Source organism: Actinacidiphila sp. bgisy167 (assembly GCF_057707665.1).
This window is the reverse complement of sequence record NZ_JBYIQP010000008.1, coordinates 92,506-113,348: the sequence shown is the minus strand read 5'-3', so window position 1 is coordinate 113,348 and position 20,843 is coordinate 92,506. Positions and strand designations below refer to the sequence as shown.

General features: G+C 71.6%; 19 protein-coding genes and 1 pseudogene. 8 read left to right on the top strand and 12 right to left on the bottom strand.

The window, feature by feature from the left end; all coding sequences use genetic code 11:
• Window positions 1-24 precede the first annotated feature (24 nt).
• The gene (ctaE, locus tag AC3ET4_RS05360; RefSeq protein ID WP_431946429.1) at window positions 25-645 is read right to left on the bottom strand and encodes an aa3-type cytochrome oxidase subunit III; all 621 of its coding nucleotides are present in this window, start codon (window positions 643-645) and stop codon (window positions 25-27) included.
• A gap of 169 nt (window positions 646-814) precedes the next feature.
• Between ctaE and AC3ET4_RS05355 the strand changes: the two genes are divergently transcribed.
• Window positions 815-1,216 (top strand): hypothetical protein, encoded by a 402-nt coding sequence (locus AC3ET4_RS05355; protein WP_431946427.1) that lies wholly within the window; start codon window positions 815-817, stop codon window positions 1,214-1,216.
• A 2-nt stretch (window positions 1,217-1,218) separates the two neighbouring features.
• On the opposite strand, the gene AC3ET4_RS05350 is transcribed toward AC3ET4_RS05355, so the two are convergent.
• The 4 genes from AC3ET4_RS05350 to ctaC form a co-directional block, all read right to left on the bottom strand.
• Window positions 1,219-2,484, bottom strand: coding sequence for a L,D-transpeptidase (locus AC3ET4_RS05350; protein WP_431946425.1), 1,266 nt, complete (start codon window positions 2,482-2,484; stop codon window positions 1,219-1,221).
• Window positions 2,485-2,603: 119 nt separating this feature from the next.
• Entirely contained in the window at window positions 2,604-3,002 is a 399-nt protein-coding gene (locus AC3ET4_RS05345) for a cytochrome c oxidase subunit 4 (RefSeq protein ID WP_431946423.1), read from the bottom strand.
• Window positions 2,999-4,741, bottom strand: a complete 1,743-nt coding sequence (ctaD, locus tag AC3ET4_RS05340) for an aa3-type cytochrome oxidase subunit I (protein WP_431946421.1) — start codon at window positions 4,739-4,741, stop codon at window positions 2,999-3,001. Before ctaD ends, AC3ET4_RS05345 begins: the two co-directional genes overlap by 4 nt.
• Complete coding sequence (gene ctaC, locus AC3ET4_RS05335; RefSeq protein ID WP_431946419.1) at window positions 4,738-5,703, bottom strand: aa3-type cytochrome oxidase subunit II; 966 nt, start codon at window positions 5,701-5,703, stop codon at window positions 4,738-4,740. Before ctaC ends, ctaD begins: the two co-directional genes overlap by 4 nt.
• Before the next feature lie 268 nt (window positions 5,704-5,971).
• Here ctaC and AC3ET4_RS05330 point away from each other — a divergent pair.
• Window positions 5,972-7,351, top strand: a pseudogene (locus tag AC3ET4_RS05330) (aminotransferase class V-fold PLP-dependent enzyme); the annotation flags it as partial.
• A gap of 367 nt (window positions 7,352-7,718) precedes the next feature.
• Here AC3ET4_RS05330 and AC3ET4_RS05325 read toward each other — a convergent pair.
• On the bottom strand, window positions 7,719-8,693 hold the full coding sequence (locus tag AC3ET4_RS05325) for a carbohydrate kinase family protein (RefSeq protein ID WP_431946417.1): 975 nt from the start codon (window positions 8,691-8,693) through the stop codon (window positions 7,719-7,721).
• A 137-nt stretch (window positions 8,694-8,830) separates the two neighbouring features.
• On the opposite strand from AC3ET4_RS05325, the gene AC3ET4_RS05320 reads away from it, so the two are divergent.
• Both AC3ET4_RS05320 and AC3ET4_RS05315 read left to right on the top strand, forming a co-directional pair.
• Complete coding sequence (locus AC3ET4_RS05320) at window positions 8,831-9,037, top strand: hypothetical protein (protein WP_431946416.1); 207 nt, start codon at window positions 8,831-8,833, stop codon at window positions 9,035-9,037.
• A 102-nt stretch (window positions 9,038-9,139) separates the two neighbouring features.
• Window positions 9,140-10,495, top strand: a complete 1,356-nt coding sequence (locus AC3ET4_RS05315; RefSeq protein ID WP_431946414.1) for a hypothetical protein — start codon at window positions 9,140-9,142, stop codon at window positions 10,493-10,495.
• 75 nt (window positions 10,496-10,570) lie between these two features.
• On the opposite strand, the gene AC3ET4_RS05310 is transcribed toward AC3ET4_RS05315, so the two are convergent.
• Window positions 10,571-10,924, bottom strand: a complete 354-nt coding sequence (locus AC3ET4_RS05310; RefSeq protein WP_431946412.1) for a HesB/IscA family protein — start codon at window positions 10,922-10,924, stop codon at window positions 10,571-10,573.
• Between the two features lie 242 nt (window positions 10,925-11,166).
• Between AC3ET4_RS05310 and nadA the strand changes: the two genes are divergently transcribed.
• The 3 genes from nadA to AC3ET4_RS05295 all read left to right on the top strand — a co-directional run bounded on the left by nadA (window position 11,167) and on the right by AC3ET4_RS05295 (window position 13,169).
• Window positions 11,167-12,342, top strand: a complete 1,176-nt coding sequence (nadA, locus tag AC3ET4_RS05305; RefSeq protein WP_431946410.1) for a quinolinate synthase NadA — start codon at window positions 11,167-11,169, stop codon at window positions 12,340-12,342.
• Window positions 12,343-12,690: 348 nt separating this feature from the next.
• On the top strand, window positions 12,691-13,014 hold the full coding sequence (locus AC3ET4_RS05300) for a hypothetical protein (RefSeq protein ID WP_431946408.1): 324 nt from the start codon (window positions 12,691-12,693) through the stop codon (window positions 13,012-13,014).
• Window positions 13,011-13,169: a hypothetical protein gene (locus AC3ET4_RS05295; RefSeq protein WP_431946406.1), complete on the top strand. Its 159-nt coding sequence runs from the start codon at window positions 13,011-13,013 to the stop codon at window positions 13,167-13,169. Before AC3ET4_RS05300 ends, AC3ET4_RS05295 begins: the two co-directional genes overlap by 4 nt.
• Before the next feature lie 37 nt (window positions 13,170-13,206).
• Here the strand turns inward: AC3ET4_RS05295 and AC3ET4_RS05290 are convergent, their stop codons facing one another.
• The 5 genes from AC3ET4_RS05290 to AC3ET4_RS05270 form a co-directional block, all read right to left on the bottom strand.
• Window positions 13,207-16,350, bottom strand: coding sequence for an efflux RND transporter permease subunit (locus AC3ET4_RS05290; RefSeq protein ID WP_431946404.1), 3,144 nt, complete (start codon window positions 16,348-16,350; stop codon window positions 13,207-13,209).
• 228 nt (window positions 16,351-16,578) lie between these two features.
• Window positions 16,579-17,367 (bottom strand): response regulator transcription factor, encoded by a 789-nt coding sequence (locus AC3ET4_RS05285; protein WP_431946402.1) that lies wholly within the window; start codon window positions 17,365-17,367, stop codon window positions 16,579-16,581.
• The gene (locus tag AC3ET4_RS05280; RefSeq protein ID WP_431946465.1) at window positions 17,364-18,584 is read right to left on the bottom strand and encodes a sensor histidine kinase; all 1,221 of its coding nucleotides are present in this window, start codon (window positions 18,582-18,584) and stop codon (window positions 17,364-17,366) included. The genes AC3ET4_RS05285 and AC3ET4_RS05280 overlap by 4 nt, the downstream gene beginning before the upstream one ends.
• 293 nt (window positions 18,585-18,877) lie before the next feature.
• Window positions 18,878-19,183 carry a PspA-associated protein PspAA gene (pspAA, locus tag AC3ET4_RS05275; protein WP_431946400.1) on the bottom strand — a complete coding sequence of 102 codons (306 nt, stop codon included), beginning with the start codon at window positions 19,181-19,183 and terminating at the stop codon, window positions 18,878-18,880.
• A gap of 20 nt (window positions 19,184-19,203) precedes the next feature.
• Window positions 19,204-19,992: a PspA/IM30 family protein gene (locus AC3ET4_RS05270; protein WP_361801667.1), complete on the bottom strand. Its 789-nt coding sequence runs from the start codon at window positions 19,990-19,992 to the stop codon at window positions 19,204-19,206.
• A 150-nt stretch (window positions 19,993-20,142) separates the two neighbouring features.
• Between AC3ET4_RS05270 and AC3ET4_RS05265 the strand changes: the two genes are divergently transcribed.
• Complete coding sequence (locus tag AC3ET4_RS05265) at window positions 20,143-20,778, top strand: DUF3043 domain-containing protein (RefSeq protein WP_431946398.1); 636 nt, start codon at window positions 20,143-20,145, stop codon at window positions 20,776-20,778.
• Window positions 20,779-20,843: the final 65 nt, after the last annotated feature.

Below are 20,843 nucleotides of genomic sequence, written 5' to 3'. Positions count from 1 at the left end.
TGCGCGTCTCGCGCGTGCGTCCGACTACTTGATCAGGTAGATCGTGGCGAAGAGGCCGATCCAGACGACATCGACGAAGTGCCAGTAGTAGGACACGACGATGGCCGCGGTGGCCTGCTCGTGGGTGAACCGCCGTGCCGCGTAGGTCCGTCCCAGGACCAGCAGGAAGGCGATGAGACCACCCGTCACGTGCAGACCGTGGAAGCCGGTGGTCAGGTAGAACACCGAACCGTAGGGGTCGGAGGAGAGCGAGAGCCCGTGCTCCTTGACCAGGTTGGTGTACTCGAAGATCTGACCGCCGATGAAGACCGCGCCCATGACGAAGGTCACGACGAACCACGAGCGCAGCTTCTTCACATCGCCGCGCTCCGCGGCGAAGACACCCATCTGGCAGGTGAAGGAGGAGAGCACGAGGATCGTGGTGTTCGTCGCCGAGAACGGGATGTCCAGGAAGTCGGCGTGCGCCTTCCAGTACTCGGCACCCGTCACCGAGCGAAGGGTGAAGTACATCGCGAAGAGGGCCGCGAAGAACATCAGCTCGGAACTCAGCCAGATGATGGTTCCGACGCTGGTGAGGTTCGGCCGGTTGACCGACGGGTGCGCGTGCCCGGTTTCTACTGCTGTTGCTGTCGCCACGCCCGACATTATGTCGGTCGCTTATCCCGCGCTCACTCCGGGGGGTGCCATTCGGTGTGTCAAGGCCCTTGAGGTAGGGAAGGGCGTCGCTCGAAGGAGCTAACCCTCCTCGAAGCCCCTTGCTCGGGAGTAAGGTTCGGCCACAGGCAGGCGACTCCACGAGGGCGAGGAGGCACGGATGCAGACGACCGCGACGGTGCTGGTCTACAGCGACGACAGGAACACCCGGGAACAGGTCCGTCTGGCCGTCGGCCGCCGCCCGGCGAGCGACCTGCCGCCGGTCGAGTACCAGGAGTGCGCGACCCTCCCGGCCGTCCTCAGCGCGCTGGAGCACGGCGGCGTCGACGCCTGCGTGTTCGACGGCGAGGCCGTCCCCGCCGGCGGCATGGGTGTGTGCCGTCAGGTCAAGGACGAGATCTTCCGCTGCCCGCCGGTGCTGGTGCTCATCGGGCGTCCCCAGGACGCCTGGCTGGCCAGTTGGAGCCGGGCCGACGCGGCGGTGAGCCACCCGGTCGACCCGGTCGAGCTGAGCGAGGCTCTGACGGGGCTGCTGCGGCAGCGGCTGGCCGTCGACGCGTAGCGTCACATCTCGGGCCGCAGTCGGGCCTCAGGGGCGTCGGTACGGTCGGCCACGGCCGGGTCGGCGCCCTTGCGCGTTCCCGTCGCGCTTCCCTTGCGCCACTCGCTCCAGGACAGGTTCCAGTCGCCGAAGCCGTTGCCGAAGGCGGGCATGTCCTCGCCCAGGCTGTTGACGACCGACACCACGTCGCCGACGCGCACGTTGTCGAAGAACCAGCGGGCGTTCTCGGTGCTCATGCCGACGCAGCCGTGGCTGACGTTGGCGATCCCCTGCGAGCCCACCGACCACGGCGCCGCGTGCACGTACTCCCCGCTCCAGGTGACGCGGGTGGCCCACTGGACGGGCAGGTCGTAGGACTCGGAGCTGCCGGAGGCGATGCCGACGGTCTCGCTGCGCATCCGCACGTTGGCCTCCTGCCCCAGCACCACCTTGATGCCGTTGCGGGTGGAGAAGCCGGGCTTGCCGGTCGTCACCGGGATGGTGCGGACGAGCTTGCCGTTGCGCTTGAAGGTCATGGTGTGCGCGGCGGCGTCGGTGACGGCCTCGATGCGGTCGCCGGTGCGCAGGGTCAGCGGCTTGACATCGGCCCCGTAGAGCGAGCCCTTGATGTGCACGTCGTCCAGGGTGCTGCGCACCTCGATGCGGGCGTTCGCGGGCCAGTAGGTGCGCGGGCGGTAGTGCAGGGTCTTGTCGTCGACCCAGTACCAGGCGCCCTCGTCGGCCGCCGGCGAGGCGTTGACGTGCAGGTTGCGCTCGACCACGCTCCGGCTGAGGGTGTCCTTGACGGCGGTGCTCAGCTCGGCCGTGATGGGCTGGCCGACGCCGTAGGTGCCGCTTTCCGGGCCGAAGGTGACCTTCAGGTGGCGTTTGGTCCCGGTGGTGTCGACGGTGAGCGTCTTGCGTCCCTGACGGCCCTTCGCGTCCTCGGTGGTCACCTTCACGACGTAGTGGGTCGCGCCGGAGAGCTTCGACGTGCTGCGCCAGCGCTTGCCGTCCGCGGACAGCCGCCCGCCCACATAGCGTCCCGAGCCGTCGGAGGCCGTCACATCGGTGATGCGGTTGCCTTCACCCTTGACGGTGATCTCCAGCGGCTTCTTGGGGTCGGCCTTCTTCGACCCGGTGACTCCCCCGGTCCACACGACCTGGCCGACCGCGTCGTAGGGGGCGTTGGCGAGGGGGTCGCCGCTGCCCGTACAGGAGGCCAGCGGCGCGGAGAGTGTCACTGCGACGATCGCGGTCGCCATGCGGCGCGGAGAAAAGTGACCCATGGTCACCACGCTAAGCACCGGCGATCTCCGGCGCCCGTCGAGCGCGTACGAACGGGCGACGGCCCGGACCCCTGCCGGGGTTCCGGGCCGTCGCCGTGCGGTACGTGGACGCGGGGCGCTCACTGGGTGCGGTTCTCACCCCTGTAGTACTCGAAGACCCAGCCCCACAGGCCGACGAGGATGAAGGGGGACGAGAAGTAGATCAGCCACCAGCCGAAGATGATGCCCAGGAAGGCCAGGGCGCCACCGAAGGCCAGCAGCAGCGGCTGCCAGCTGTGCGGGCTGAAGAAGCCCAGCTCGCCGGAGTCGTCCGCGACGTCCGCGTCCTCGCGGTCCTGGGCGCCGGTGTCGGCGCGCCGGGCGGTGAAGGCCAGGTAGAAGCCGACCATCACGGCGAGGCCGAAGGAGAGGAAGAGCGCCGTGGTGCCGACCGGCTCCCTGGACCACAGGCCGTACACGATGGCCATGCCCAGGAAGAAGACGGACAGCCACAGGAAGAGCTTGCCCTGGAACTTCACTTGCCGCTCTCCTTCTCGTCGCCGCCGGAGACGGCCGGGGCCGCGCCGACGTTCTCCAGCTGGTCCAGGGCGGCGATCTCCGGGTGGTGGAGGTCGAACGCCGGGGATTCGGACCGGATGCGCGGCAGCGTGAGGAAGTTGTGCCGCGGCGGCGGGCAGGAGGTCGCCCACTCCAACGAGCGGCCGTAGCCCCACGGGTCGTCGACCTCGACCTGCTTGCCGTACTTCGCCGTCTTCCACACGTTGTAGATGAACGGCAGGATCGACAGGCCCAGCAGGAAGGAGCTGATGGTCGAGATGGTGTTCAGCGTGGTGAAGCCGTCCGCGTTCAGGTAGTCCGCGTAGCGGCGGGGCATGCCCTCGGCGCCCAGCCAGTGCTGGACGAGGAAGGTGCCGTGGAAGCCGATGAACAGCGTCCAGAAGGTGATCTTGCCGAGGCGCTCGTCGAGCATCTTGCCGGTGAACTTCGGCCACCAGAAGTGGAAGCCGGAGAACATCGCGAAGACGACCGTTCCGAAGACGACGTAGTGGAAGTGCGCCACCACGAAGTAGGAGTCCGAGACGTGGAAGTCCAGCGGCGGCGAGGCCAGGATGACACCGGTCAGACCACCGAAGGTGAAGGTGATCAGGAAGCCGATCGCCCAGAGCATCGGTGTCTCGAAGCTCAGTGAGCCCTTCCACATCGTGCCGATCCAGTTGAAGAACTTCACACCGGTCGGCACCGCGATCAGGAAGGTCATGAAGGAGAAGAACGGCAGCAGCACACCACCGGTGACGTACATGTGGTGGGCCCACACCGTCGCCGAGAGGCCGGCGATGGAGATCGTCGCCGCGATGAGGCTGACGTAGCCGAACATCGGCTTCCGGGAGAAGACCGGGATGACCTCACTGATGATGCCGAAGAACGGCAGCGCGATGATGTACACCTCTGGGTGCCCGAAGAACCAGAAGAGGTGTTGCCAGAGCAAGGCGCCGCCGTTGGCGGCGTCGAACACATGCGCGCCGAACTTGCGGTCGGCCTCCAGGGCCAGCAGCGCGGCGGCCAGCACCGGGAAGGCGAAGAGCACCAGCACACCGGTGAGCAGCACGTTCCAGGTGAAGATCGGCATACGGAACATCGTCATGCCGGGAGCGCGCATGCAGATGATCGTGGTGATGAAGTTGACCGAGCCGAGGATCGTACCGAAACCGGAGAACGCCAGACCCATGATCCACAGGTCGCCGCCGATGCCCGGGGAGCGGACCGCGTCGGTCAGCGGGGAGTAGGCGAACCAGCCGAAGTCGGCGGCGCCCTGCGGGGTGAGGAAGCCGGCGACGGCGATCAGCGAGCCGAACAGGTAGAGCCAGTAGGCGAACATGTTCAGCCGCGGGAAGGCGACGTCGGGCGCGCCGATCTGGAGCGGCATGATCCAGTTCGCGAAGCCGGCGAAGAGCGGGGTCGCGAACATCAGCAGCATCACGGTGCCGTGCATCGTGAAGAGCTGGTTGAACTGCTCGTTCGACACCACCTGCGTGCCGGGGCGGGCGAGTTCGGCGCGCATGACGAGCGCCATCACGCCACCGATGAGGAAGAAGAAGAACGACGTCGCCAGGTAGAGCGTGCCGATCGTCTTGTGGTCGGTGGTGGTCAGCCACTTGACGACGACGTTGCCGGGCTGCTTGGTGCGGACCGGCAGCTCGTCCGCGTACACGTCGCCGTGCGCGGCGGCCGCACCGTGGGGTTCGTTGAGAATGCTCACTGGGTCTTGGTCTCCGCGTTCTTGGCGTTGCCCGTGGTGGCAATGCCTGCCGGGACGTAACCGGTCTGGCCCTTGTCCGCCAGGTCCTTCAGGTGCTGCCTGTACTCCTCGGGGGAGACGACCTTGACGTTGAAGAGCATCCGGGAGTGGTCCACGCCGCACAGCTCGGCGCACTTGCCGACGAAGGTGCCCTCCTTGCTGGGGGTCACCTGGAAGACGTTGGTGTGGCCGGGGATGACGTCCATCTTCATCAGGAAGGGGACCACCCAGAAGGAGTGGATGACGTCACGCGAGGTGAGGACGAACCTGACCGACTCGCCCTTGGGGAGCCACAGCGTGGGGCCCGGGTTGCCGGTGTCCGGGTTCCGCGTCGCCGGCGTGCCGTAGTCGTAGACGCCGTCGGCGCCCGCGGGGGCGTCCAGCTTCTTCGCGGGGATCGAGGACAGCTCCGCGGGCACCGTGCCGGCCGCCGGCGTCGACGGGTTGCCGTCCACGTCCTCGACGTAGTTGAAGGCCCAGCTCCACTGGAAGCCGACCACGTTGACGACGTGGTCGGGGCGCGCCGAGGTCTCCAGCAGCTTGGACTCGTCCCGGGCGGTGAAGTAGAAGAGCACCGAGATGATGACGAGCGGGACCGTGGTGAAGAGCGCCTCGATCGGCATGTTGTAGCGGACCTGGGGCGGGACCTCCACCTTCGTGCGGCTGCGCCGGTGGAAGAAGATGCTCCAGATGATCAGACCCCACACGAGCACGCCGACCGCCAACGCGGCGGCCCAGGAGCCCTGCCAGAGGGACAGGATTCGCGGTGCCTGCTCCGTGACGGGGCTGGGCATGCCGAGGCGGGGGAAGTCCTCGTATGTGCAACCGGTGGCGGTCGCAAGGACCAGGCCCGCGGCCAGCGCCTGCGGCAGAATCCGCCGCATCGGGCGCCGCGACGAGCGGTCGGAGCCGTAGGGACTCACGTAGCGCCTTCCCGAGAGTCTCGCCCACGCGTCCGGATGCCCGGCCTGTGCTGGTCGGTCGCCCTGGCGCGGGCAGTGGTGTGGATGTTTATGCGGACCAAACCCTACTGGACTCGATTTTGGGGCGCGCGGGGAGGGGGGCCAACGCGCCGGGGCGGCCCCCGAAGGGGTGTCGGGCACCGCTCCGCACCTGCGGAGGGCCCCGTTTCGGGGGCTTTTGACTGGTCCCCAGACGCTCGCCGGGGCACCGGGGCGTAGCGTTCACCACGTGCCCTACTTCGACGCCGCGTCCGCCGCACCGCTGCATCCCGTCGCCAGGCAGGCCCTCCTCGCCGCCCTCGACGAAGGGTGGGCCGACCCCTCCCGGCTCTACCGCGAGGGGCGCCGCGCGCGGCTGCTGCTCGACGCCGCCCGGGAGGCCGCCGCGGACGCCGTCGGGTGCCGTCCGGACGAACTCGTTTTCACTCCTTCGGGTACACGTGCCGTCCACGCGGGAGTGGCCGGGGCGCTCGCCGGCCGGCGCCGGGTGGGCCGGCATGTGGTCGTCTCCGCCGTCGAGCACTCCTGCGTGCTGCACGCGGCGTCGTACACGGTGAACCACGCGCAGGGCGGAGAGGACGCCGACGTCACGCAGGTCGGCACCGACCGCACCGGACTGGTCGACGCGGGCGCCTTCGGCGCGGCGCTGCGCGAGGACACCGCGCTGGCCTGCCTGCAGTCCGCCAACCACGAAGTCGGCACGGTGCAGCCGGTCGAGGAGGTCGCGGAGCTGTGCCAGGCGGCGGGTGTGCCGCTGCTGGTCGACGCCGCCCAGTCGCTGGGCTGGGGAGCGGTGCCGGGGAGCTGGTCGCTGCTGGCGGCGAGCGCCCACAAGTGGGGCGGGCCGTCCGGGGTGGGTCTGCTGGCGGTCCGCAAGGGAACCCGCTTCGCGTCCCAGGGACCCGCGGACGAACGGGAGTCGGGCCGCGCGCCCGGCTTCGAGAACCTCCCCGCGATCGTCGCCGCGGCCGCCTCCCTGCGGGCGGTGCGCGCCGAGGCCGCGGCGGAAGCGGCGCGGCTGTCCGCCCTTGTCGGCCGCATCCGTGCCGCGGTGCCCGAACTCGTCCCGGACGTCGAGGTGGTGGGGCACCCCGAACTGCGGCTGCCGAACGTGGTGACCTTCTCCTGCCTCTACGTGGACGGCGAGGCCCTGCTGCACGAACTGGACCGGGAGGGCTTCTCCGTGTCCTCGGGGTCCTCGTGCACGGCCAGCACACTGACTCCGAGCCATGTGCTCAAGGCGATGGGCGTGCTCTCCGAGGGGAACGTGCGGGTCTCGCTGCCGGCGGGGACGGAGGCGGGGGACGTCGACCGCTTCCTCGAGGTGCTGCCCGGCGTGGTGCGTGCGGTGCGCGAGCGGCTCGGCGCGCCGACGCCGGGGTCAGGGCCGGCGGCGCGCCCGTCCGCGAAGGAGGCGGTCGAGGAGGAGGGCGGGCCGGATCTCGTCGTGGACTCCCTCGGCAAGCGGTGCCCGATTCCGGTCATCGAGCTGGCGAAGGTCATCGGGGACGTGCCGGTGGGCGGGATCGTGTCGGTGCTCTCCGACGACGAGGCCGCCCGGCTCGACATCCCGGCGTGGTGCGACATGCGCGAGCAGGAGTACCTGGGCGCCGGGTGGGCGCGCACAGCTGTATGGCACGCTCGGCCTCCGGCCTGGTGCGGGGGCCCACGGGTGGGCGCGGCTGTGCGCAGCCGGTCCCCCGCGTCCTCACCGAGGCCCTCGCCCCGGGGCGCGCGCCGCCGCGGGGGGGCGGTGCGACCGGGACGCGAGGCGCCCGCCCCGACGCCACCGCCCCGGGTCCCCTGCCGCTCGGCCGTCGGCGCGGGAGGACGCGTACGCCATCGCATCCGAGGTGCGGCGCGCACGCACCCCGATCGCTTTTCCGGCGCCCGCCCCGACCGCCATGTCCGCCGCCGTGCCGCCCCTCCCGGGCGGCCGCGGTGGGAGGCGACCAGGCGGCCGACCTCGCAGCGCCTCAGTGAAGGTGCGCGCGGACCTCCTCGGCCGCGTCCTCGCCGTAGGCCTTGGTGAAGCGGTCCATGAAGTGAGCCCGCCGCAACTGGTACTCCTGCGTGCCGACCGTCTCGATCACCAGCGTCGCCAGCATGCAGCCCACCTGGGCCGCCCGCTCCGCACCCACGCCCCACGCCAGACCCGAGAGGAAACCCGCCCGGAAGGCGTCGCCGACGCCGGTGGGGTCGACCTTGGCCTCCTCCTCCGGGCAGCTCACGACGATCGGCTCCTCGCCGGCCCGCTCGATGCGGACGCCGCGCGAGCCGAGCGTGGTGACGCGGGTGCCGACCCGGCCGAGGATCTCGGCGTCCGTCCAGCCGGTCTTGGACTCGATCAGGCCCTTCTCGTACTCGTTGGAGAAGAGGTAGGCCGCGCCGTCGAGCAGTATCCGGATCTCGTCGCCGTTCATACGGGCGATCTGCTGCGAGAAGTCCGCCGCCCACGGGATGCCGCGGGAGCGGCACTCCTCGGTGTGGCGCAGCATCGCCTCGGGGTCGTCGGCGCCGATGAGCACGAGGTCGAGGCCGCCCACGCGGGCGGCGACGGAGTGCAGCTCGATGAGGCGGGCCTCGCTCATGGCGCCGGTGTAGAAGGAGCCGATCTGGTTGTGGTCGGCGTCCGTGGTGCAGACGAAGCGCGCGGTGTGCAGCACCTCGGAGATGCGGACGGACGCGGTGTCCACGCCGTGCCGGTCGAGCCAGGCGCGGTACTCGTCGAAGTCGGAGCCGGCGGCGCCGACGAGGATGGGCCGGACACCCAGCTGGCCCATCCCGAAGCAGATGTTCGCACCGACGCCACCGCGGCGTACGTCGAGCGTGTCGACCAGGAAGGAGAGGGAGACCGTGTGCAGCTGATCGGCGACGAGCTGGTCGGCGAATCGGCCGGGGAAGGTCATCAGGTGGTCGGTGGCGATGGAGCCGGTGACTGCGATACGCACGGCTGGGATGCTCCTGCGGAGGCGGGCGGCGGACGGTACCTGTCCACGCTACCGGCTGGGCCGGGGGGCGCCGACTAGGGAAAACTACCCGATAGTAGGGCTTTCTCCCCTCACCTCGGGTCCCTATGGTCGTGTCTATGACCACTCCTCTTCGCGCCGCTCCCCTCCTCGACGACCCCGAGTCGCTCGCGGAGCTGGTCGGCGACTGCCGCAAGATGGCCGCGCACTGGGAGGTCTCCGCGCAGGACGCGTCCGCTCCGGTCAGCCCGGCCAGTCTGCGCGGGATCACGGTGCCGGCCGCGTCGTCGCATGTCGTCGAGGGCATGGCGGAGTACGCCGACTGATCGGAACCGCGAGGCGCTCCTGCCCGTCCAAGCGACGTCCCTCCGGCCGCCCGGCCGGGACGTCGCCGGCTGTGCCGGCTGAGCGGAGCCGAAGGAGCCATCGTGGAGAGCGAGCCGACGCGACCGCACCGCCGCCGGAGCAGGTCATCGTGGGCGGTGACGGCGGTGGCGGCCGCCGTGCTGGCCGCCGGGGGCGGCGGAGCCTACTGGGCCTCGTCGGCGGCGGACGGCGCCGTGCCGCGCGGCTCGGGCGGCAGCGGGGGCGCTTCCCCTCGGCCGCTGGAGCTCGATGGCGCCGGCCGCGATGCGGGTGTCGACCTCACCGTCCGGGGCGACCTGCCCGACGGCCCGTCCTCCGCGGCCGTGCGGCTCCCGGGTGACGTGTCGCGTGCCGCGGTGGTACGGCTGGCGCGCGCCCTTGATGTGCCGGGGACGGTGACGTCCGACCACGGCGTCTGGAAGGCCGGCGGCACGCCGGACGGCGGCGGGCCGGTGCTCCGGGTCGGCAAGGAAGCGCCGGGCGCCTGGTCGTACGCCTACTACGGCGGCGCACCCCGCGAGGGCCGCGCCCCGGTTCGGGAGGATCTCGCGGTACCGGCGGCGCAGGCGCTGCGCGTGGCGGCACCGGTCTTCGCGGCGCTCGGGCTGCAGGACGCGCGAACGGACGCGCGCGAGGTCTCGGGGGTGCTGCGCACGGTCACCGCGGACCCGCGGCCGGCGGGGCTGCCGACGCACGGCTGGCGGTCGGCGGTCCTGGTCGCCTCCGACGGGCTGCTGGTCGCCGGGCACGGCATGATGGCGCCGCTCACCAGGGGCGACACCTATCCGGTGGTGTCGGCGAAGGAGGCCTTGAAGCTGCTCGAGCGCCCCGGCGCGGGCGGTGACCCGGGAATCGGCTCCTGCCCGACCGTGGTGCCGAAGCACCCCCGCGGGTCCGGCGACGGGCCGAGGCTGCCGGAGGTGCTCCCCTGCCTGCCGACGGCGCACCGGCAGCTGGAGGTGCGCCGTGCCGAGTTCGGCCTGTCGGCGCAGCAGGTGGCCGGGCGGCTCGCCCTGGTGCCGTCCTGGCTCTTCGAGGTGGCGCGAAAGGGCGAGACGCGCACCTCGGTGCTGGCCCAGCCCGCCGTGGACCCGGCCCATGTGCGCGGCGGCGGCGCCTCTCCCGCGCCGACGAGGCCGGTGGCGCCGGTCGTCTCGCCGGTGAAGGTGGAGTCGTACAGCGCCGAGGGCACGGAGCTGACACTGCGCTTCTGGGGCGGGGTGTGCAGTCGCTACACGGCTTCGGCCGACGAGTCGGGCGCGGTGGTGACGGTGCGGGTGACAGGGGTGCAGGAGGACCCGGGGAAGGCCTGCGTCATGGTCGCCGAACGCTTCACGCGCACGGTCCGCCTCGATGCGCCGCTGGGCGGCCGCAAGGTCGTCGATCTCTCCGACGGCAGCACGGTGCCGGGGAAGTGACGGCGCCCGGCCCGAGGCGTCAGGACACGCCGAGGACGGCGAGCACCGTGGGTGCCCGCCGTCCTTGCGCGGGGCTCAGTGGAACGAGTCGCCGCAGGCGCAGGAGCCGGTGGCGTTCGGGTTGTCGATCGTGAAGCCCTGCTTCTCGATCGTGTCGACGAAGTCGATGGAGGCGCCGCCGAGGTAGGGGGCGCTCATACGGTCGGTGACCACCTTCACACCGCCGAAGTCCTTGACGACGTCGCCGTCGAGAGAACGCTCGTCGAAGAACAGCTGGTAGCGCAGGCCGGAGCAACCGCCCGGCTGGACGGCGACGCGCAGCGCGAGGTCGTCGCGGCCTTCCTGCTCGAGCAGGCTCTTGACCTTGGAGGCCGCCGCGTCGGACAGGATGATGCCCTCGCTCTGGCTGGTCTCGTCCTGAACCGTCATCTGATCCACTCCCGGGTTGTACGGATGCTGCCACAACAGTGAACCGGTGGCGTCCCGGATTCATTCCTCCGGGTCCGATGGGTGTTCGCGCCCTCCATGCTCGCACACCGGACCCGCTTCGGGTAATGCGTCACACTGACGCGAGGGGCCATCGTCATTCTGACGCGAACGGGTTATGATAGATAGCGTCAAATAGACGAAAAGGTTGAGCCGCAGTTCCGCAGAGAAAGGGCTTCGGGCCCGTGACCATCACATCCGAACCGCTGGACGTCCAGCCGACCCCGCTCGCCCTGCTCCTCCTGGGCCGCGAGTCCGACCCGCGCAGCGAACGCGGCGTCGACTGTCCCGGCGACCTGCCCGCCCCCTCTGACCCGGACCTGGTGGAGCGCGCCCGTGCCGCCAAGGCCAAGCTCGGCGAGAAGGTCTTCGTCCTGGGCCACCACTACCAGCGCGACGAGGTCATCCAGTTCGCCGACGTCACCGGCGACTCCTTCAAGCTGGCGCGGGACGCGGCCGCCCGGCCCGAGGCCGAGTACATCGTCTTCTGCGGCGTGCACTTCATGGCCGAGTCGGCGGACATCCTGACCTCCGACGCCCAGCAGGTGATCCTCCCCGACCTGGCGGCCGGCTGCTCCATGGCCGACATGGCCACCGCCGAGCAGGTCGCCGAGTGCTGGGACGTGCTCACCGAGGCCGGCGTCGCCGACGTCACCGTGCCCGTCTCCTATATGAACTCCTCCGCCGACATCAAGGCCTTCACCGGCCGGCACGGCGGCACCATCTGCACCTCCAGCAACGCCCAGCGGGCCCTGGAGTGGGCGTTCCAGCAGGGCGAGAAGGTGCTCTTCCTCCCCGACCAGCACCTCGGCCGCAACACCGCGGTCCGGGAGATGGGCTTCTCGCTGGAGGACTGCGTCGTCTACAACCCGCACAAGCCGAACGGCGGAGTGACCGCCGAGCAGCTGCGCGACGCGAAGATGATCCTGTGGCGCGGCCACTGCTCGGTGCACGGTCGCTTCTCGCTGGACTCGGTCGAGGACGTGCGCGCCCGCATCCCCGGCGTCAACGTGCTGGTGCACCCCGAGTGCAAGCACGAGGTCGTCGCCGCCGCCGACCACGTCGGTTCGACCGAGTACATCATCAAGGCCCTGGAGGCGGCCCCGGCCGGCTCGTCGTGGGCGATCGGCACCGAGCTCAACCTGGTGCGCCGGCTGGCCAAGGCGCACCCGGACAAGCAGATCGTCTTCCTCGACAAGACCGTGTGCTTCTGCTCGACCATGAACCGGATCGACCTGCCGCACCTGGTGTGGGCGCTGGAGTCGCTGGCCGACGGCAAGGTCGTCAACCGCATCCAGGTCGACCGGGAGACCGAGCACTTCGCGAAGCTCGCGCTGGAGCAGATGCTCGCCCTGCCGTAGGGGCAGGACGGGCGCATGATCCTGCGCCCGCCGCGCGGCACCGACGAGGACGCCGACACGGTGGCGGTCGTGGCCGCCGCCGCGTCGGCGCCGCCGACGCCCTGCCGGCGGCAGCCCGCCCGAGCGGACGCCTCCCGAGGCGGCCGCCCTGCGACGCACCGCGAGGGACATGGGGGCTGTCGCTTCTCGCCGTGCCGCCCTCCGCGCAGCGGCAGGGGGTCGGCCGCGAACTGCCGGCCGCCGCCCCGGCCTACGGGCGCGGCTGCCTGCGCGGCATCATCTGCGGCTCCCCCGACCCGCGGGAGGCGGCGGGCCTACCGCGGGTCGGGCTTCGCGCTGCATCCGGCCATGCGCCTGGAGGGTGCCGTCCGCACGGGCGACCTGCCCGCGCCGGACGGGGCGGTGCACGAGAACTCCGCCGAGCACCGCGACCTCACTGACTCCGTGGACCGGCGCACCCGCGGCGGCGCCCACGGCCCCGACCGCGACCAACTCCTCACCGAGTGCCCGCTGTCGGTTGTGGACGACCTCACCGGGAGCGGCTACTGCCGCATCGACCGGCACGGGAGCGTACGGCTGCTCGCCGCCACCTCCCGCCGGCCGGCGACCCGCCTGCTCACCGCCGCGCTGCTGAGCCTGCCCGAGGGCACCCGGCACAGGCAGCCCATGTGACGGCCGAGCAGCAGGGGGCGGTGGACGCGGGGTCGGCCGCCGGGCTGCGGATCGGCACGTCCGGCTGGTTCCGCCTGCGCGGGACGCGTCCGCCCGAGCCGTACATCCCGTCCGGGTTCATCCTGCAGACGCGGCAGGGCCCCGGGCGTCGTTGAACGCCCGGGGCCCTGCCGCAGGTTGGCCTTCGCGGTCTCAGACCCCGGCCAGCTCCGCCTCCTTCTGCGGCTCCGCGCCGCCCGGGCCGCCGGCCTGGGCCGCCCGCTTGAGCGCCTTGCGCTTGGCCCGGCGCTCCTTGCGGATCTCGACCGCCGTGTAGAGGGTCGGGACGAGCAGCAGGGTCAGCAGCGTCGAGGTGAGCAGACCGCCGATGACGACGATGGCCAGCGGCTGGGCGATGAACCCTCCCTCTCCGGTGATCCCGAGGGCCATCGGGAGCAGGGCGAAGATGGTCGCGAGCGCGGTCATCAGGATCGGCCGCAGACGGTGCCGGCCGCCTTCGATGACGGCCTCCACCACGCCGTAGCCCCGTGCCCGGTACTGGTTGACGAGGTCCATCAGCACGATCGCGTTGGTCACCACGATGCCGATGAGCATCAGCATGCCGATCATGGCCGGGACGCCCATCGGGGTGCCGGTGATCAGCAGCAGGCCGATGGCGCCGGTCGCGGCGAACGGGACGGACACCAGCAGCACCAGCGGCTGGATCAGGCTGCGGAAGGTGCCGACCAGCAGCAGGAAGACGATGGCGATCGCGGCGAGCATGGCGAGCGCGAGCGACCTGTTGGCCTCGTCCTGGTCGGAGGAGACGCCGCTGATCTCGGCGGTGGCGCCCTTGGGCAGCTCGAGCTTCTCGATCTTGTCCTTCAGGGCCTTGCTCACCGCGCCCGTGTCGTCAGCGGTGGGCTTCGCCGTGATCGTCGCGGCGCGGGCACCGTCGATCCGGGTCTTCTGCACCGGTCCGGGGGCCTCGACGACCTCGGCGACCTTGCCCAGCTTCACCGGTCCCGCGGGGGTCGGGATGGTGAGGGCCTTGAGCTCGGCGACCGTCCCGGCCTTCTGCGCGGAGACCACCCGCACGTCGCGCTCGGTGTCGTCGAGCACCGCGGTGCCGACGGTCGTACCGCGCACGGCCTGGGTGACGGCGGCGCCGATGGTGGCGTCGGTGAGGCCGTACGTGGCGGCCTCGGCCTGCTTGGCGCGGATCTCGACCCGGGGCACGCTCTGCGCCAGGTCGCTGCTGACGTCGGTGACGCCGTCCAGCTCGGCGACGGCGTCGCGGACCTTGGCGCTGGCCTTGGCCAGGGTGTCGGCGTCGGCGGCCTTGACCACCACCGACAGGTCCTGGTTGCCGAAGCCGCCGCCGCCGGCGGAGACCGAGGTCGTCCCGACGCCGTCGAGCTTCTTCAGACCCTTCTGGATCTCGTCGAGGACGGCGGCGCTGTCGTCGGCGTCCTTCAGCTTCACCTGGAAGCTGGCCTGGTTGGCGCCGGTGCCGCCGCCGAAGGCCGCCAGGAAGCCGGAGGAGCCCACGGTGACCTGGTAGTCCTGCACCTGGTCGATGCCCTCGAGGAGCGTCTCGACCTTGCGGGCGGCCGCGTCGGAGGCCGACAGGCCGGTGCCCGGCGGGAGTTCCTGCTTGACGGTCAGCGTGTCCTGGTCGCCCGGCTCGAAGAGGTTCGTCTTCAGCAGCGGGGTGAGGCCGACGGTGACCACCAGGACCGCGACGGCGATGAGGACGCTGGTCAGCCGGCGGCGGGTGGCGAAGCGCAGCACCGGCACGTACAGCCGCTGCAGCGCGCCGCGGGACTCCTCCTCCTCGGCCCTGCGGCGGATCTCCGCGGGATCAGCGCTGCCCGCGTCGGCCGGGGGCCTCAGGAACCAGTACGACAGCACCGGGACGATGGTCAGGGACACCAGCAGCGAGGCCAGCAGCGCCGCCGCGACGGTGAGCGAGAAGCCGCCGAACAGGGCGCCGACCATGCCGCCGACCAGGCCGATCGGCAGGAAGACGGCGACCGTGGTGAGAGTCGAGGCGGTGACCGCGCCGGCCACCTCGCGCACCGCGGCGATGATCGCGGTCTGCTTCTCCTCACCGTAGGCGAGGTGCCGCTTGATGTTCTCCAGCACCACGATCGAGTCGTCGACGACACGGCCGATGGCGATGGTCAGCGCGCCCAGCGTGAGCATGTTGAGCGACAGGCCGCGCGTCCACAGCACGATCAGCGTCAGCACGACGGAGATCGGGATGGACACCGCGGTCACCAGCGTCGAGCGCAGCGACGCCAGGAAGACGAGGATGACCACGACCGCGAAGAGCAGGCCGAGCAGGCCCTCGGTGGTCAGCCCGTGGATGGACTTGGAGACGGCCGGGCCCTGGTCGCTCACGACGGTGAGCTTGGAGCCCTTCCCGAGGTCGCGCTCGAGGTCGGCCAGCTTGTCCTTGACGGCCGAGGAGACCGCGACGGCGCTGCCGTCCTGGTCCATGGTGAGGGCGATCCCGAGGCTGGGCTCGCCGTCGGTCCGGGTGATGGACGCGGCGGCGTCGGGACGCTCCGCGACGGTGGCGACGTCGCCGAGGCGCACGGGCCGCGGGGCCGCGGGGATCCGCAGCTCCTCGATCTCGCGCACCGAGGCGTACTCGCCGCCGACCTGCACGGTGCGGCTCTTGCCGCCGTCCTCGAAGGACCCGGCCGGCACGGCGTGTCCGCCGGCCTGCAGCGCCTGCACGAGGGCGGCGGCGCCGAGCCGGCGGGCGGCGAGCTTCTTGTCGTCGGGGGTGACGGTGACGATCTGGTTCTGGACGCCGGTGACGCTCACCTGGCCGACGCCGTCGATGTCCTGCAGCACCGGGACGACCGAGCGGTCGAGGGCGTCGGCGAGCGCCTGCTGGTCCATGCCGGTGGAGGTGGCGGCGAGGACGACGGCCGGGATGTCGTCCGTCGAGCCGGCCACGACCTGCGGGTCGGCGTCCTTCGGCAGCCGCGCGGAGACCCGGTTCACGGCCTGCTGGACGTTGGCGACCAGCTTGTCGCTGTCGTTGCCGTAGTCGAATCGGGCCATGATCACGGCGGCGCCCTCGCTCGCCGTGGAGGTGATCCCGGTGATGCCGTCGACGCCCCGGACGCCGTTCTCGATCGGCTCGACGACCTGCTTCTCGACGACGTCGGGGGAGGCACCCGGGTAGGTCGTGATCACCGACACCAGGGGCAGGTCGAAGGGGGGCAGCTTCTGCTGCTTGAGGGACGGTATCGCGATGGCGCCGAAGGCGATGGCGACCACGGCCATCAGCGCCACCAGACTGCGCTGGGTGAGGCTGAATCGGGACAGCCAGGACATCGTGGTGCGGTCTCTTCTCTGTGCTCGCGGTGCGGACGGTTGCGGGGCTGCGGGTTTGCGGACTTGGAGGCCGCGCGGACAGGTGGGGTGGAGCAAGGAGCGGGTCGAGGGCCGAGTCCGGCAAGGCGGAGAAGCAAGACGCAGCGGAGCTGCGGCGACCGACGACAACGCCGCCAGGCGAGAGCCGTCGACCCGCGACGCCGCCCCGCCTGTCCGCGCGGCCTCTTATCAGCCCATGCCACCTTCTCCTGCCGCGGACGGTGGTTTTCTCAGCCCGAGGTCCCGGTTGGCCCCCGGGGCGTACTGCGGATGCGGTACACGCCGGTCGTACGCCGCGTGCGCTGGGCGCACCAGACCTGACTCATAGGCGGCGACGACCAGCTGTGCGCGGTCGCGGGCGCCGAGCTTCGCCATGGTGCGGTTCACATGTGTCTTGACGGTGAGCGGGCTCACCCCGAGGCGTTCGGCGATCTCGTCGTTCGGCAGCCCCAGCGCCACCTCGACCAGCACCTCGCGCTCGCGCGCCGTCAGCGCGTCGAGGCCGGGGGCGGCCGCCGCTCCCTCGCTCTGAGGGGGGCGCTGCCCACCGCCCTGCGCCAGGAACGTGGCGATCAGGCTCTTGGTGGCGGACGGGGAGAGCAGGGCGTCGCCCGAGGCGACGGTGCGGATCGCGGCGAGCAGCTCGTCGGGCTCGGCGCCCTTGCCGAGGAAGCCGGCGGCGCCGGCGCGGATCGCCTGGGCGACGTACTCGTCGGCCTCGAAGGTCGTCAGGACGAGGACCGCCACGCCGGTCAGGTCCTCGGCCTCGGTGATCGCACGGGTGGCGGCGATGCCGTCCGTACCGGGCATCCGGATGTCCATCAGGACGACGTCCGCGCGGGTGCTGCGGGCCAGCGCCACGGCCTCGTCGCCGTCCGAGGCCTCTCCCACGACCTCCATGTCCGGCTCGGACTCCACGAGGACGCGGAACGCGCCCCGGAGCAGCGCCTGGTCGTCCGCGAGCAGCACCCTGATCATGCCGGGATTCTCCCATCCCCGGTCGGACCGGCGGACTGGCGGCCCTGCACCGCGAGCGGCAGGCGGGCGTGGACGCGGAAGCCGCCCTGCGCGCCGGGGCCGGCCTCACAGGTGCCGCCGAGCGCCGCGGCCCGCTCGCGCATGCCGATCAGGCCGTGGCCGCCGCCCGCGCTGTCCGGCCCCTGCGGGCTGCCGCCGCTGTCGACCACGGTGACCTCCAGCGCCTCGGCGCCGCGCGCGATACGGACCTCCGCACGGGCGCCCGGGCCGGCGTGCTTGTGGACGTTGGTGAGCGACTCCTGGATGACCCGGTACGCGGTGAGGTCCACGCTCGCGGGGAGCGTGCCGGGGTCCTCCTCGACGACCCGCACCGGCAGCCCGGCCCTGCGGAAGCCGTCGACGAGCTGGTCCAGCACGCCGAGGCCGGGCGCCGGCTCCATGGGGGCGGCCGGGTCCCCGGTCTGCCGCAGCAGGCCGACGGTCGCGCGCAGCTCGGACAGCGCGGAGCGGCTCGCCTCGCGGACGTGCGCGAGGGCCTGCTTGGCCTGGTCGGGGCGGCTGTCCATGACGTGGGCGGCGACTCCGGCCTGCACGTTGACCAGGGCGATGTGGTGGGCGACCACGTCGTGCAGCTCCCGGGCGATCCGCATCCGCTCCTCGGCGACGCGGCGCTTGGCCTCCTCCTCCCGAGTGCGCTCGGCCCGCTCGGCGCGCTCCTCGACGGCGGCGACGTAGGCGCGGCGGTTGCGGGTGGCCTCGCCGGCGGCCGCGGCCATACCGCTCCACGCGAACAGGGCGATGTTCTCGGCGGAGTACCAGGGCCGGGCCCCGAAGAGCATGGCGATCGCGGGCAGCAGCAGGCAGGTGGCCAGGCCGATCCGGAAGGTGGTGGTGCGGTCCGTGCGGGTGGAGGCGGAGAACAGCGCGACGACGACGGTGGCCGCCACCGGGGCGCGGCCCGCGCCGGTCGCGGTGAGCAGGTAGACCACGGTGACCGCGCAGGTGAAGGCGAGGACGCCCAGTGGACTGCGCCGGCGCAGCAGCAGCGCCGCGGAGCCGAGGACGGTGAGCGCGACGCTCAGGGGCGAGGCGTCGTACCGCTCGGCGTGCGGCCCGATGAGCATGTTGCCGAGGATCACCGCGAGGACGGCGAGCGCCAGCCCGGCGTCAAGGGCGATGGGGTGGGCCTGCGGCCACAGCCGGGCGCGGTCCCGCATGGATCGATGCTGCACGCCCACCAACGGTACGGCCCCCGCGCACGCCCCTGCCCCTTGTGCCCGGCCGGTGACGTGCCGGCCGGGGACCGGCCCTCACCCACGCAGGTTCCGCCGGCCGGCGTACGGGAGCGCGGTGGAGCGCACGCCGCGACACATCAGCCGTCCCCTGGATCAGCCGCCCCTCACATCAGGGGGCACCCAACCGCCCGCACGACGCCCGCGCACGCCCGTGCCCCGGCCCGGCGCGGTACCGGGCCGGGGCACGACCGAGAGTGTGCCGACGCGGTGAAGCCTCAGCCGGGGATCAGCCCTTCCCCGGGCTCCGTCCGGGAGGACGGCCCCCACCCCAGCATCTCCCGGACGTCCTCAACCGTGGCGTCCGGGGCCGGCAGGATCAGCTCGGACGGCTCCAGGGAGTCGTCCGGCAGGGGTGTGCCGAGCCGGCGGACGGCGTCGAGAAGAGCGGTGAGCGTACGCCGGAACCCGGCCTCGTCACCGCTCTCCGTCTCCGCCAGGAGCTCGTCGTCGAGCTTGTTGAGCTCGGGAAGGTGGCTCTCGTCCACCGTCACCTGGCCCTCGCCCATGATCCGAACGATCACGACGCCCTCCTCCAGGGTCGCTACTGCTTGTCGAACCGGGGCTGGTCCTGGGTCTGGGACTGGGTCTGGCCCTGCTGCCCGCCCTCGATGGCCTGCTGCGGGGAGCCGCCGGCCAGCTCGGCCTTCATGCGCTGCAGCTCCAGCTCCACGTCGCTGCCGCCGGAGAGGCGGTCGAGCTCGGCCTGGATGTCGTCCTTGGCGATCCCGGTCGGGTCGTCGAGGGCGCCGGAGGCCAGCAGCTCGTCCAGGGCCCCGGCCCGGGCGCGCAGCTGCTCGGTCTTGTCCTCGGCCCGCTGGATCGCGAGGCCGACGTCGCCCATCTCCTCGGAGATGCCGGAGAAGGCCTCGCCGATCTGGGTCTGGGCCTTGGCCGCGCTGTAGGTGGCCTTGATGGTCTCCTTCTTCGTGCGGAAGGCGTCCACCTTGGCCTGCAGGCGCTGGGCGGCGAGGGTGAGCTTCTCCTCCTCGCCCTGGAGCGTCTGGTGCTGCGTCTCCAGATCCGTCACCTGCTGCTGGAGGGCGGCCCGGCGCGACAGCGCCTCACGGGCCAGGTCCTCCCGTCCCAGGGCGAGCGCCTTGCGGCCCTGGTCCTCGTACTTCGCGGACTGCTGCTGCAGCTGGTTCAGCTGCAGCTCCAGGCGCTTGCGCGAGGTGGCTACGTCCGCGACACCACGCCGCACCTTCTGCAGCAGCTCCAGCTGTTTCTGGTACGAGTAGTCGAGGGTCTCGCGCGGATCCTCGGCCCGGTCAAGGGCCTTGTTGGCCTTCGCGCGGAAGATCATCCCCATCCGCTTCATGACACCGCTCATGGGCCTCGCGCGCCCCCTTCATTCAGCTCGCCGGCACACCTCTACAGACCCCACAGTACGGGGCCTGGTTCCATTACCCCACTGTTCTGCCCCGGATACGCTCCTCCTCAGGAACGATCACAGTTCGATGACCTCCGGCCCAGGGAGTAGGTGAGGGGCTGGGGGTCGAGTCGGCGAGCACGTAACCTTGGAGGCGTGTTCCGACGTCGTTCTCAAAACGAGCAGGCCGCGTCCACCACCATGGTGGAGGACCAGCGGCCCCGCGATCCGCAGGCGCCCAAGGGCCGCCCCACCCCCAAGCGCAGCGAGGCCCAGACGCAGCGCCGCAGGGCGGTGGCCACGCCCGCCGACCCCAAGGCCGCCGCGAAGCAGGCCCGTGAGGCCCGGCGCGCCGACCTCGCCAAGCAGCGCGAGGCGCTGATGAACGGCGACGAGCGCTACCTGCCCGCCCGCGACAGGGGCCCGGTGCGCAAGTTCGCCCGCGACTACGTGGACTCGCGGTTCCGGGTGGCGGAGTTCTTCCTGCCGCTCGCCGTGGTCATCCTCGTGCTCAGCATGCTCCGCAACCCCGCCCTGCAGAACCTCTCGCTGCTGCTGTGGCTGGTGGTGATCGTGCTGATCGTCATCGACTCCGTCGTCACCGGTTTCCTGCTCCGCCGCGAGCTGGCGAAGCGCTTCCCGGACAAGCCCACCAAGGGCGCGGTGGCCTACGCCCTCATGCGGACCCTCCAGATGCGCCGACTGCGCCTGCCGAAGCCGCAGGTCAAGCGCGGTACCAAGCCCTGAACGGGAACGGCGCCTTCGCCGGCGCCGCCGGCTCGTGGCTGGACCTGCTGGGCGGACTCCGGAAC

Bases quoted from the DNA above. Each gene is read 5' to 3' on its own strand.
- ctaE (WP_431946429.1), bottom strand. From the start codon at position 645: ATGTCGGGCGTGGCGACAGCAACAGCAGTAGAAACCGGGCACGCGCAC.
- AC3ET4_RS05355 (WP_431946427.1), top strand. From the start codon at position 815: ATGCAGACGACCGCGACGGTGCTGGTCTACAGCGACGACAGGAACACC.
- AC3ET4_RS05350 (WP_431946425.1), bottom strand. From the start codon at position 2,484: ATGGGTCACTTTTCTCCGCGCCGCATGGCGACCGCGATCGTCGCAGTG.
- AC3ET4_RS05320 (WP_431946416.1), top strand. From the start codon at position 8,831: ATGACCACTCCTCTTCGCGCCGCTCCCCTCCTCGACGACCCCGAGTCG.
- AC3ET4_RS05310 (WP_431946412.1), bottom strand. From the start codon at position 10,924: ATGACGGTTCAGGACGAGACCAGCCAGAGCGAGGGCATCATCCTGTCC.
- AC3ET4_RS05300 (WP_431946408.1), top strand. From the start codon at position 12,691: ATGCGCCTGGAGGGTGCCGTCCGCACGGGCGACCTGCCCGCGCCGGAC.
- AC3ET4_RS05290 (WP_431946404.1), bottom strand. From the start codon at position 16,350: ATGTCCTGGCTGTCCCGATTCAGCCTCACCCAGCGCAGTCTGGTGGCG.
- AC3ET4_RS05285 (WP_431946402.1), bottom strand. From the start codon at position 17,367: ATGATCAGGGTGCTGCTCGCGGACGACCAGGCGCTGCTCCGGGGCGCG.
- AC3ET4_RS05280 (WP_431946465.1), bottom strand. From the start codon at position 18,584: ATGCGGGACCGCGCCCGGCTGTGGCCGCAGGCCCACCCCATCGCCCTT.
- AC3ET4_RS05270 (WP_361801667.1), bottom strand. From the start codon at position 19,992: ATGAGCGGTGTCATGAAGCGGATGGGGATGATCTTCCGCGCGAAGGCC.